Raw genomic sequence first — 12,412 nt, forward strand, 5'->3', positions numbered from 1 at the left:
CTATGAATGCACTTCAGCCCGTTTATCAAGTAATGGACCAAGGAATCTTACAGGATTTTATCAATAGTCTTCTGGTTGAAACGATTATCCCTGAACAGTTTATTTTTGATTTTGCGACTGCCCAAACTGCGCTAAATCAACATGGCAAAAATCTTCAAGAAGTATTTAAAAACACGTCTGAACAATTTTCTTTTGTGCTATTACACGAAGAGAGTCGGCAAGGCTTGGTCATGTTTGCGGTACAAAAAGGTATTACTCAAGCCTGGAAGCTTGCTAATGAAACAGAAGTTTTTCTATTGGAACGCACAAATGATCATGTTCAGATCAATGTGATTGGGATAATAGAACTTTTTGAGTTTATTCAAGCGATAGGTCTTTTTAATCATTGTAGTGCTGATAAAGTTCAAGCCTTTTATGAGCAGCTGCAAAAATGTTTAAAGCAATATCATTTATTACAACAGCATCGGGTAAATGCACATGATTTATTGAATCAAAGCTTGGCACATAGATTCCGCATTTTAGAGCAATATGCAGGTTATCGGGACCGCCCATATCATCCTTTAGCCAAATTAAAAGAAGGTCTCAGTCAGCAAGAGTATATGCAATATTGTCCGGAATTTGCTCAAGAATTATCTATTCATTGGGTGGCTGTACATAAGGATAAAATGATGTTTGGTGATGGGGTAGAAAATATTTTCAAACAACAGCCAAGCGAAATTTTTATTCCTCGTGCTGAGCGATATCAATTAAAACAGGAAATGTTTCAACGTGGGTTAAATGAAACCCACATTGCAATGCCAATTCATCCTTGGCAATTTGAGCATTTATTTCCCAAGTTCTATGCGGATGATATTGCCGACGGCATTTGTCATCCTTTGAATTTTATCTCTAAAGGAATGTATGCCAGCGCGTCTATGCGTAGCCTCTTATCAAAAAATGTTTTAGAAGAAAGTCTAAAATTACCGATAGGAATTAAAGCTCTTGGTTCATTAAGATTTTTGCCTATTGTGAAAATGATTAATGGTGAAAAAAATCAGAAATTATTACAGCAAGCCAAGGCAAAAGATGCTGTCTTAAAACAAAAATTATGGCTTTGTGAAGAAACACAATGGTGGTCATATTTACCCGAGAAGCAAAATGATCGGACAGCAGACAATGAGTGGTTATTTGTAGAGAAACCTACCCATTTGGCAGCTCAGCGCCGTCATATTCCAGCTGAATTATTGCAAGAACCTTATCAACTTATACCAATGGCAAGTCTTGGACATACAATTATGGGTGAGCCTGCCATTTTTGATTATATTTTGCAGCTTCAACACAAGGACATAAACTCCAAGCAGATACTTATCGAGTTTGAGAAACTGTGTACATGTTTCTTTGATGTAAATTTGCGATTATTCCGCTTAGGGCTTATGGGTGAAATTCATGGGCAAAACATATGTCTTGTGTTGAAAAATGGCGAATTTGATGGATTGATGTTCCGTGATCATGATTCATTACGTATTTATTTACCTTGGGTAGAGCAAAGCGGATTGAAAGATCCTAATTATTTGAGTCCCCATGATTTTAGAAATACGCTTTATCATGAATCGGTAGAGGCTCTGTTATTTTATATTCAAACTTTAGGTATTCAGGTTAATCTAGGGTGTATTGTTGATAATTTAGCGAGTCATTATCAAATTGAAGTTAAGGATCTATGGTCTGTACTTGCTCATGCGTTACAGCAAGTTATTCAAAATCTAAACTTCCAGCCAGAGATTTTGACTCAGCTCCAACATTTACTATTTGAAGTGCCTGAATGGCCATATAAGCAGTTACTTCGACCTTTGCTAGAACAAGATACACGGATTGGTAGTATGCCATCGGGAATTGGGAAAACCCGAAACCCCCTTTGGTATGCCTTAAATTGTTAGTGATATCTGACGATGAATATGTCTTTTAAAATACAGGCAGAGAAGTGCGCAACTCTGCCTATATTGCAACAGCGTCTGAAATTAAATGTTCAAATACTACCTGAAAGTTCAACGACCTTAGATTGTCTGTTGAATGATGATGTATGTCGACAGGTGTTACAGGATTTTGCAACACGTATTCATGCTAAAAATCTAACTTGTGCGACCTCATTGTTTGTCAAATATTGGTGTACAAGTTGGATCTTACCTTTTTTATATTGCCATGCGGCTGTTTTGCCATTTGTAAAATGGGATAGTTCAGCATTAGTTATAGACTTGCCGGAACAATGGTATTGGGATAGGACTTTACAGTTAAACCAAACAAGTTTTTATTCTTTTCAGATTATACATTTGCAAGAGTTTAATGACTTGATAGAACAACTGAATGTGCTATTTAAGCAGTTAGCGAAAATAGGTCGCGTACCTTATGTATTACTCTGGGAAAATGTAGCTGTTCGAGTAGTACAGTTTTATCATTCTTTTACAAATCAAAATCTAAATCCGGATATACAGTCTCGGTTAGAACAGCAAAAACAATTCTTTAAGTCAAAAGCTGCCGAAAGTTTTTATTTAACTGAAAATCCATTTGTGCGTTTATGGAATGGATGGCATCCAGAATTTAATACTTTTATGAGACAAAAATGCTGTTTCTATTTTCAGCTCGAAGAGGCTGAGCAGACCTTATGCCGTAATTGTCCCTTACGTTTAAAAGAAATCGGAAAATTTAAAGATGAATCAAATTGATACTTCTAAAGCACTTGTTACAGCATATAAAGAAATAGCAACCTCTACTATTGGTCATGTACTTGATCAGGGATATATTCCACAGGTATTTCCCTTAAGACCTGAAGATAAGGTGGTAGGGATTGTACGTACGGTTCGGATTGAGTCGATCAATGCGAGTGGTTTAAGACAAGTCTTGATGAGTTGTCAACCAAATGAAGTTCTCGTTATTGATGCAAGATATGATCTACAACGTGCTTGCTGGGGAGAGCAAAGGAGCGTAGCCGCTATACACTGTGGTCTGGCTGGCGTTGTGGTCTTAGGTGCTATTACAGATCGGCAGGCTTTACTTAAACTCAAACTTCCTATATTTGCTCATACAACCAGTTGTTTAACCACTCGCAATGAAGGGGAAAGTCTCGTTGAAATAGATGCCAAGATTCATATTAATCATACCATTGTACAAACTGGAGATCTGATTGTAGGGGATGCAGATGGAATATTTATAATAAAAATGGATGTGGCACAGCAATATTTAGAAGAATTTCAAATGCTTGAGCAAAATGAACAAAATAAGAAAAATGAATTCTTTTTAAAAAATAACATAGATGACTATTATTTTTAATAAAAATCATTCTCATTAATGTTCGTATTTAGTATGATGTCGTGCCTCTTGAAAAATCGTTGAGTAACATTTGGGCTAGGGAGAAATGGAAAAAATGAATGTAAACAATAAGATTGGGGTTAAATCACGTAATCACATACGTTCAAAACAAGTACTTTTTAAGATGACACCTTGTTGTCTTGCCATATCGGCTATTTTTGCACAGCAGGCTTATGCAGAAACCGTAACTCAAACGGCTGAGGTAAGTGAAAATGCAACACAAAAACCAGTAACCCAATTGCAAAAGATTGTAGTAACTGCGACTCGTACACCAAAAAATATTGCAGAGATTGCGGGTACAGTTCAATCTATTGATCAGAAACAAATTATCCAGCAAGCTACGGCAGGTCGTAAAGTTGCTGATATTCTTGCTCAACTTGTACCATCTCTTGCATCAAGTAGTGGAACAACAAGTAATTATGGCCAGACAATGCGTGGACGAAACGTATTAGTCATGATCGACGGTGTTTCGCAAACAGGTTCTCGCGATGTTTCTCGTCAATTAAATAGTATTAGTCCTGGTATGATTGAACGCATTGAAGTAATTTCGGGTGCGACTAGTATTTATGGGTCAGGTGCTACTGGCGGTATTATTAATATTATTACTAAAAGAGCAGATACATCTAAACCACTTAGCTTTGAAACAAAAGTAGGCATTACATCTTCGGATACATTCCGTAGTGACGGCTTAGCTTATGAAGTCGGACAATCTGTCTCATTTAATAAAGGCAATATGGATGGTTTCTTAGGGGCTAATTTTACAAGTAGAGGGTCTCAATTTGATGGAAATGGCGATAGAATTTCCTTAAGCCCTTGGCAAGGTAGTACGATGGACACTGATACTATCGATGTAAATGGGCGTTTAAATTTCAATTTAAATGATACTCAGACATTGAGCTTTGGTGCCCAGTACTATAAAGATAAGCAGGATACTGACTACGGACCTGATTACTCTTATTTACCGACAACCTCTAAGAGTAATGATGCTACAACGCCAACTTATAAGGCAATTAAAGGTTTAAAGCTTAGTAATCCATTATTTACCGAGCGTTATGTTGTTAATTCACAGTATCAAAATCAAGACTTTTTGGGCCAAATACTAAATGTTGAAGCATATTATAGAAATGAAAAATCACGTTTCTTCCCATATGGCCTATCAAATAAATCCGTGACTTCTGTAAACCAGTCTCAATCAGAAATTGAAGTAGCTGGATTACGTTCAACTATGCAAACCGATCTTAATATCGCCAATCGGGATATGAAAATAACCTATGGCCTTGATTATGATTGGGAAAAAGATAAGCAATTTGTTGATATTTTGGCAACTCAATATCCTTATTTAGTGTATACGCCAACAGGCCAACGTAAAGGTTATGGACCAAACACTGAAATTCAAAATATTGGAGCATTTGTTCAAAGCGATTATGCAGTTACGGATAAATTGAACTTGCAAGCAGGTATTCGTTATCAATATATTCAAGCGGATACTGATGCTTATATTCCTAGCCGAGAGACAACAATGGTTCCGGCAGGATCAACACATGATGATAAGCCGTTATTTAATTTAGGTGCAGTTTATAAACTTACAGATGCACAACAGCTATATGCTAATTTCTCTCAGGGCTTCAGTTTCCCCGACGTACAACGTATGTTGCGCGACGTTTCTACTTATACCGTTTCAACAGCAAATCTACAGCCAATTACAGTAAATAGTTATGAACTAGGTTGGCGTTTGAATCAGGATGATGGCTTAAATCTGGGATTGACTGGTTTTTACAATACTTCGGATAAAACTGTCCAATTCAACAATCGTGCAGCAAAGGTTGTAGATACAGATCAAAGAGTATACGGGGCGGAAGCAACTATTAGTTATCCATTTATGGAAAATTATAAGGTCGGTGGCACTTTAGGATATACCCGTGGTCAGTATAAAGACGTGGCGAATAAATGGCATGAATTAAACTCATTTACGGTTGCTCCAGTGAAAGGAACCCTTTTTGCTGAATGGGATAATAATGAAGGGTATGGTGTTCGTGTTCAGATGCAAGCTATTAAAGGAACAAATAAAGCTTATAAAGATGACCGTGAATTAGCCGCATTTGCAACAACTCAAGATGAAGCTTTCCAAAACGCTGTAAAGAATGATGCGAATAGTGCTGCGCAAATCAAAGGTTATACCACTATGGATGTATTAGCACATTTCCCGGCTTGGAAAGGTCGTGTAGATTTTGGTGTTTATAACGTGTGGAACCGTCAGTATCGAACAGTATTTGCTCAGCAAGCAGCCGTCTCTAATGCTAATCCGTTGTTAGCAATCCCTGCAGAAGGCCGTACTTATGGTTTAAGTTATACTTTTAACTATTAATGCAACTAACGAAAGAGATGCCTGTATAGAGCAGGTATTTCTTTCAATCAAATCTGGCATATTTAAATTTTTAAGGCCATTTAAATGAGTCATCTAAAAAAACAAGAAAATTTTAATTTTACCTATAGCAGGATCTTTTTTATCTGTTTAGCCGCTTATTGCTACAGTTCATGGCTCAGCCTTGTTTTGGCCAAATGGTTACCTTTTGCTAAAGCAGAGAATGTTTATTTTTCGGTATTTATCAGTTTTATCTTTTTTATTTTTTATATTGTCTTTACGAGTTCCATTTTATCAAAACTATGGTTTTGGATGATCAATAGCTTAGGCGTAGTGTTATTAGTGAGCTATTGGCTATTAGCTAAATGGGGAGTGGCTTAAATGAATTTTCGTCAAATTCAGGCAATACTACACAGTTGGTTTGGAATTATTGTTCTTTGGGTTATCTTTTTCATTTTTTTTACGGGCTCTATTGCTTATTTTCGGACGGAAATTAATGTTTGGGCACAGCCAGAAGCAATCAGCCATATTCAAACAATCCCTTCTGCACAACATTCTGCGCAAATTGCGTTTAACTATCTCAACCAACATGCACCAAATGCCAAAAGATGGCGAGTCACAGTAGCCAATGAGCGGATGCCTGTGAACCTACTTCAATGGCAGGATAAAAAGGGGAAACATCAAGAGCTACAAAACCCTAATACCGGAGAGCTATTGGGGCCTGTAAGGAAGACTTTGGGTGGAGATTTCTTTTTCAAACTACATTACACGCTTTATCCTTTGCCAAGCACGTTCGGTAGCTTAGTTGTAGCAGTTGTTGCCTTAATTCTATTAATTAGTTTAATCACAGGTGTGATTACGCATAAGAAAATTATTAAAGAGTTTTTTACATTTAGGGCTTTTAAAGGACAGCGTTCTTTATTAGATCTTCATCACATAACAGGAGTTATCACTTTTCCTTTTTATTTGGTGATGGCCTTTACTGGACTGTTGATTTTATTTTATCTAGTTTTACCATGGGGGTTATCGGAACAATATGGTAAAGCTGGTATACCTAAGTTCTATAATGAAATGCAGTTTACCGAGGTGGCAAAACCTCGAGAACCTTCCTTAACAGAAGCGATGCAACCTTTTAATCAATTCATGGCACAAATGCCTAAGCGAACAGAATCTGGAGCTATTTTAGATAAATTTGAAGTTCAAAAGCCTAATACAGCCGATGGCGTGATTACATTTGACTATAACTATAAAAATATTATTACCTTAAATACTCCTCAATATATTTTTGCAACAAATACGGCTGAACGACTCAATCAGCCACGAAATTTAAGTGCAATAGCACAATTAGGTTCATCAAGTTATGGGATTCATTTAGGTTACTTTGCTTCTATCTGGATGCGTTTTATTTTTGCTTGTTTAGGAATAATCGGATGTGTCATGTTGGTTGCAGGCGCATTACTATGGCAAAAAAAGCGCATCAAAGAACAAAAGAAATTTGGATATAGATTAGTAAGACATTTGAACTTTTTTACTTTCTTAGGGCTGCCTTTTGCCTCAGCCTTTTATTTAATGGTTAGTCGGATTATACCTGCTTCATTTGAGCCGAGGGAACTATACGAGGTTTCAGCATTTTATATAGCATGGCTATTAAGCTTATTGATTAGCTTTAGCTGCTCAATAAGGAAGGGAATAATCATCATGCTATATATTACGGCTGCTGTTTTATTCCTTATTCCAGTTATTAGTGTCGTTCTGGTGCCAGAAGCCTCTTTATTAAATAGTCTAAAGTCTGTGCATTGGTCTCTTGTCGGTGTTGATCTGGCGCTCATACTGCTCGGGCTATTCTATTTAGTAGTACTACGCTTCTACCAAACCAAATTTATTACGTTAGGAGAGGCCAAATGAGCTTTGCATCATTATTTTGGGCTATTGCTGCCATAATGCAAGCATGTATGCTCAGCCAATTTGGTCAGAAAAAGCTTCAATATAGCTGGCTTAAAAGTACATCTAGACGAATTTTATATGGAACAACCATATTATTTTTGCTTAGTTCATTGTTTTTGAATTGCTCCTTTGAAGGAAGCTCAGTAGGAGTCTTATCATGGTTTTTTGCCATCATCACAACCGCTTTCTTTTTGCAAATTATTGTTTTTTATTTTTTTAGAAAATATTTTATTCCTATTTGGTTAATGGTAATCGTCGTTGCAATTATTTTCTCGATTGTTGAGTTGGTACCTTAAATATTAGCAGGGGAAAGCTGAATTTTTTGTCCATAATTTATGCAATAAAAAAAATAGTAAAAATAAGCTTGCATCTTAAATAAAAATGATTATCATTATCAATTATAGGTTATGTCATAGCAAGGACCGTTATAATGCTTACGCTTTCACAAAAGCTCCCAGATTATTTTGAATATATTGAAAATGATGTTAGCTACTCATTACGTCAGGTTCAGTATCCTCAAGATATACCACTATTACACCGCTGGATGCATGAGCCACACGTTATTCCTCAGTGGCAATTAAATAAAAGCGAAATAGAACTCAAAGTTTATTTTGAAAAAATGCTAGCTGATGATCATCAACGTTTAATGATTGTAGGAATCAATGGTCAAGACGTGGGTTATGCCGAAATTTATGAAGGGAAGCGTGATCGCCTAGCTCGTTATTATAAAGGTGAAGACAATGATTTAGGTTGGCATTTACTATTTGGGGAGAAATCTGCTTTTGGTCGAGGCTTTTTGCGCCCAACAATTCGTTTATTGAATTTCTATATTTTTGAAAATTCCCCAACAAATAGAATTGTAGGAGAACCTGATCATACAGTGAAGCCTTATGCGGCTGTAGTAGAAGACATGTGCTATGAAGAGCAGGGCTTAATTCCAATGCCGGAAAAAACGGCAATGTTGTATTACTGTTTCCGTGAAAAGTTCTATGACAGATTTTTTGAGTTATACCAGGCATCGCAACAAAAATTACAGCAAAAAGCGAGTTAATTTCTGGTATGGGTAGACCTGCAAGACATAATAAAAACAATGCAGGTCTGTTTAGCAGTAAATGGACCTAAGAAAAATAAACATGATCAGCGCATAAAAAGAAGAAGCAAAAGTAGCACGCGAGGAAGGCTTGCTACTTTTGTGCTTAAAACTCAGTTTCAGAATTATCTATATTGTTCAACCTTTTTGAGTTTTTAACTCTTCTCAGTAACAGATTGCTTATATTTTTGATTAAAAAATAACCACTAATGTTTCATTTATTATCATCCTGCCTTTTTTAGCAATTTTTTGTATACCCTGAATAAAACATGATCAAAAAAGAGGTAAAAACGTGCTTATTTTTCATGGAAAACCTGTTCATGGAGCTATCTTCGATATGGATGGGACAATGTTTGATACTGAACGGTTGCGGTTTCAAACATTGCAACAGGCATCTCAAGAACTCATTGGGCAGGAGTTTTCACACGAATATTTAATGCAATGTTTGGGGTTAAGTGCGACTACAGCGGAAAAGCTTGCACAACGTTTATACGGAGTAGATGTTCCATATAAGGAAATTCGAAAACGTGCCGATGAGATGGAACTAGAACATATTCGAAAACACGGCGTGCCTATTAAAAAAGGTTTGGTTCAAGTTCTAGAGCGTTTAAGAAAATCTGGTTTAAGAATGGCTGTGGCTACTTCAAGCCGTAGAGCAATTGCCGAAGAATATTTAATTAATGCAAATGTTTATAAATTTTTTGATGTCATTACTTGTGGGGATGAAGTAGAACAAGGGAAGCCACATCCAGAAATCTTTTTAAAAGCGGCTAGTCAACTTCATTTAGACGCTAACCAGTGTCTTATGTTTGAAGATTCGGAAAATGGTTTAACTTCAGCACATACATCAAAAGGTTTAACGATTTTATTAAAAGATATTAAAGAACCAAATGATGAAATGCTGGAAAAAGCGCATTTTTATTATGATCAGATGTATGACTTTTTAACCGATCTTGATCAATTTATCCCTGTTATGGACATGCCAGAAATGCAGGAACCTTTTCCGCAAAGTCTGAATCAGCTTACTGTTGGAATACATGGTTTCGGTGCTATTGGCGGTGGTTATATAGCGCAGATCTTGTCACATTGGGATGGTTATACGAAACCAAAACGTATAATTGCGTCAACACGAAATAGTCTTTTCCGCGAAGCTGTAAATGCGTTTGGAACCTATAGTATTCGCTATGGGCAATTTTCTTATGATGAACGTATTGAGAATATGAGCATTGTGGATTCTGACAATGAACAACAAATGTTAGAGATGTATACTCATTCAAGTTTGATTGCATTATGTTTGCCTGAGCAAGCGATCGAATCTGAATCAAAGATAATTGCAAAAGGGTTATATGCGCGTTTTAATTCGCAACTTGAAACATGTATAGAACCTTTAACCTTTCTAATTATTTTAAATAAGGTTGGTGCGAAATATTTGGTTATGAAGCATCTTAAAGAAGCTCTACTAGAGTTAACCAACGATGAAGATGTAACCGAGCATATTTTAAAAGAGCATTACTTTTGCGACACCGTAGTTAATCGCATGGTTTCAAAACTTTCTAATCAGAATTTATATCGTCAACTTCGTATTAAACATAATTTTCTTGAACAGCATTTAGAAGATGTGGAGCAAGAAGACCAAATCGAAATTGAAGACTGTAATAAACTAACTCCAGATCAACTAAATCAGGCTTCTATCTATGTTGATAACATGCGCCGTAATTTCCAGCCGGGACATATCTTACAAAGCATGGATTTAATCTTGTTCCATAGCGAAACTGATATGCCAATCTATGTAGAGAAAGGCAGTCCTTTACTTGAAAAGTTGCGTCAGGTGGTATTGGTTGACCAAATTACTGACATTCAACTCATTAAAAATCGTTTATGGAATGGTGTACATGCAATGCTTGCTTGGTATGCATCTTTAATGGGTTATGAATCTATTGGTGTTGCCATGGGTGATCATTTAGTTAAAGCATTTGCAGAGAACTTAATTGCAGAAGTGAAGCAGGGACTTGCTATTGTATTACCTAACTATGCAAAAGATCTAGATCGAATGTCACAAAGTTTTCTAGACTCATGTGAATATGCATTTAAAGATCCTTGTCAACGCGTAGCTAGAGATCCACTACGCAAACTCAATCATAATGAACGTGTCATGGCATCAATTGCTGTGAATATTCGTCATGATTTGCCTTATAAAAACTTATTAAAAGGTGCTGCTTTAGGTTATGCCTATGCGATTCAATTTTTAGAAATTGAAGAGACTAAAGCTGTTGAACATCTGCAGCAACAAATTCAGAACCTAGACTTGAGTACAGCTCAAAGAAGACAGCTTGAGGCTGAGTTGGTTCAACTTATCCAATATTTGTTTTCTGAACAAGGTAAACAACCTTTGGACATTAAGTCGAACAATACCAAAACTACATCAACTCAATATGTTTGAGCTTGCTTATTGAATTAACCTCAACAATTGAAAGGCAAACATGTTTTAATACAAAACTTGAATGATTTTGAATTAAAACTGTGCTGTTAAAACCCTCCACACTCATGGTGCCAACACCTATACGGGATTATCCCGAATGGCACCTTGGGCGTCAAAATTACACATTGTGGTATCTAGAAATTAATGATCAGAAATTAGTTCATTATCTAGATCAATTGCGTGCGTATTTTTCAGAATTTCTAGTAGAACCTAATCACCGTCAATATCATGTCACTCTGTTTATATGTGGATTCTTGACCCATGAAAATAAAGTTCATGGTGATGATTTTAGTTTTACTGAATTTGAGCAGCATAAGAAAGTTCTAAAACAAGAAAATTTTGCACCATTCCAATTAAAAATTGGTTCAGTTGATAGCTTTAGTAGTGCTTTATTTGTAGAAGTCCAAGACACCGAAAATATCTTATCTCACATACGGCAAAAATTAGGCACAGTTTCTAATGAAATTGCCGCTTTAGATTACTGTCCGCACATTACATTGGGTTTGTATAAGAAAGACTATAGTAGTAATTTGATTTTACAAAAAATTTCTCAATTACCTGTACAATACACACAGGCTGAATTTGATCTTAAAGTTGAGCATTTAATCTTTGGCTATTATCAAGCCCAAACTTTACAAGGTCAGCTGTATCCGTATGAGCATTTGTTTTTAGGTGATTCATGTTGCAATTGATTTTAGGTGGTGCCCGTTCTGGTAAAAGCCGATTGGCTGAACAAACGGCCATATCTATGCAATTAGCTGTCACTTATGTGGCTACGGCACAAGCGCTTGATCCAGAAATGCAAAGCCGGATTGTCCATCATCAAAATCAGCGTCCTGCTCACTGGTCTTTAGTTGAAGAACCATTATTTTTAGCAAAAACTCTGCAAGAAATTGATCGACCGAACCAAATTATTCTGGTGGATTGTTTAACACTTTGGCTAACCAATTTGTTACTTTTAGAAGATCAAAACATTCAACAATTTGAGTGTGAGCAGCTGTTAAGAGTTTTACCCACACTTCAGTCAGAAATTATTTTAGTAAGTAATGAAACGGGTTTAGGCGTTGTGCCACTAGGTGAAATTAGCCGCCGTTTTGTCGATGAAGCAGGAAGGCTACATCAGGCTTTAGGACAAATTGCAGATAAAGTTGTGTTTTGTGTGGCTGGTTTTCCAATGATTTTAAAAGGTGAGAAATAA

General features: G+C 36.4%; 11 protein-coding genes. All 11 read left to right on the forward strand.

Annotated elements, in window-relative coordinates:
- Positions 1–2: 2 nt before the first annotated feature.
- The 11 genes from GO593_RS15845 to cobU all read left to right on the forward strand — a co-directional run bounded on the left by GO593_RS15845 (position 3) and on the right by cobU (position 12,412).
- Entirely contained in the window at positions 3–1,913 is a 1,911-nt protein-coding gene (locus tag GO593_RS15845; protein WP_000993045.1) for an IucA/IucC family protein, read from the forward strand.
- A 12-nt stretch (positions 1,914–1,925) separates the two neighbouring features.
- Positions 1,926–2,696: a (2Fe-2S)-binding protein gene (locus GO593_RS15850; protein ID WP_001057317.1), complete on the forward strand. Its 771-nt coding sequence runs from the start codon at positions 1,926–1,928 to the stop codon at positions 2,694–2,696.
- The gene (locus GO593_RS15855) at positions 2,683–3,300 is read left to right on the forward strand and encodes an RraA family protein (protein ID WP_001071703.1); all 618 of its coding nucleotides are present in this window, start codon (positions 2,683–2,685) and stop codon (positions 3,298–3,300) included. The genes GO593_RS15850 and GO593_RS15855 overlap by 14 nt, the downstream gene beginning before the upstream one ends.
- An 85-nt stretch (positions 3,301–3,385) precedes the next feature.
- On the forward strand, positions 3,386–5,704 hold the full coding sequence (locus tag GO593_RS15860; RefSeq protein ID WP_000413999.1) for a TonB-dependent receptor: 2,319 nt from the start codon (positions 3,386–3,388) through the stop codon (positions 5,702–5,704).
- Positions 5,705–5,788: 84 nt separating this feature from the next.
- The gene (locus GO593_RS15865; RefSeq protein WP_000018791.1) at positions 5,789–6,082 is read left to right on the forward strand and encodes a hypothetical protein; all 294 of its coding nucleotides are present in this window, start codon (positions 5,789–5,791) and stop codon (positions 6,080–6,082) included.
- On the forward strand, positions 6,083–7,606 hold the full coding sequence (locus tag GO593_RS15870; RefSeq protein ID WP_001011335.1) for a PepSY-associated TM helix domain-containing protein: 1,524 nt from the start codon (positions 6,083–6,085) through the stop codon (positions 7,604–7,606).
- Positions 7,603–7,941 carry a hypothetical protein gene (locus GO593_RS15875; RefSeq protein ID WP_000006577.1) on the forward strand — a complete coding sequence of 113 codons (339 nt, stop codon included), beginning with the start codon at positions 7,603–7,605 and terminating at the stop codon, positions 7,939–7,941. Before GO593_RS15870 ends, GO593_RS15875 begins: the two co-directional genes overlap by 4 nt.
- Positions 7,942–8,075: 134 nt before the next feature.
- Positions 8,076–8,696, forward strand: a complete 621-nt coding sequence (locus GO593_RS15880) for a GNAT family N-acetyltransferase (RefSeq protein WP_000956976.1) — start codon at positions 8,076–8,078, stop codon at positions 8,694–8,696.
- Between the two features lie 331 nt (positions 8,697–9,027).
- Complete coding sequence (mtlD, locus tag GO593_RS15885; RefSeq protein WP_001983874.1) at positions 9,028–11,175, forward strand: bifunctional mannitol-1-phosphate dehydrogenase/phosphatase; 2,148 nt, start codon at positions 9,028–9,030, stop codon at positions 11,173–11,175.
- Positions 11,176–11,279: 104 nt separating this feature from the next.
- Positions 11,280–11,906: a 2'-5' RNA ligase family protein gene (locus tag GO593_RS15890; protein WP_005144038.1), complete on the forward strand. Its 627-nt coding sequence runs from the start codon at positions 11,280–11,282 to the stop codon at positions 11,904–11,906.
- Positions 11,894–12,412, forward strand: a complete 519-nt coding sequence (gene cobU / locus GO593_RS15895) for a bifunctional adenosylcobinamide kinase/adenosylcobinamide-phosphate guanylyltransferase (protein ID WP_000939717.1) — start codon at positions 11,894–11,896, stop codon at positions 12,410–12,412. Before GO593_RS15890 ends, cobU begins: the two co-directional genes overlap by 13 nt.

This window comes from Acinetobacter baumannii (assembly GCF_009759685.1).
In the GTDB taxonomy this organism is placed as follows: Bacteria; Pseudomonadota; Gammaproteobacteria; order Pseudomonadales; family Moraxellaceae; genus Acinetobacter; species Acinetobacter baumannii.

What these genes read in the sequence shown, in the direction of transcription:
- GO593_RS15875 (WP_000006577.1), top strand. Translation starts at nt 7,603, where the DNA reads ATGAGCTTTGCATCATTATTTTGGGCTATTGCTGCCATAATGCAAGCA.
- GO593_RS15865 (WP_000018791.1), top strand. Translation starts at nt 5,789, where the DNA reads ATGAGTCATCTAAAAAAACAAGAAAATTTTAATTTTACCTATAGCAGG.
- GO593_RS15890 (WP_005144038.1), top strand. Translation starts at nt 11,280, where the DNA reads ATGGTGCCAACACCTATACGGGATTATCCCGAATGGCACCTTGGGCGT.
- GO593_RS15860 (WP_000413999.1), top strand. Translation starts at nt 3,386, where the DNA reads ATGGAAAAAATGAATGTAAACAATAAGATTGGGGTTAAATCACGTAAT.
- cobU (WP_000939717.1), top strand. Translation starts at nt 11,894, where the DNA reads ATGTTGCAATTGATTTTAGGTGGTGCCCGTTCTGGTAAAAGCCGATTG.
- GO593_RS15845 (WP_000993045.1), top strand. Translation starts at nt 3, where the DNA reads ATGAATGCACTTCAGCCCGTTTATCAAGTAATGGACCAAGGAATCTTA.
- GO593_RS15870 (WP_001011335.1), top strand. Translation starts at nt 6,083, where the DNA reads ATGAATTTTCGTCAAATTCAGGCAATACTACACAGTTGGTTTGGAATT.
- GO593_RS15855 (WP_001071703.1), top strand. Translation starts at nt 2,683, where the DNA reads ATGAATCAAATTGATACTTCTAAAGCACTTGTTACAGCATATAAAGAA.
- GO593_RS15880 (WP_000956976.1), top strand. Translation starts at nt 8,076, where the DNA reads ATGCTTACGCTTTCACAAAAGCTCCCAGATTATTTTGAATATATTGAA.
- GO593_RS15850 (WP_001057317.1), top strand. Translation starts at nt 1,926, where the DNA reads ATGAATATGTCTTTTAAAATACAGGCAGAGAAGTGCGCAACTCTGCCT.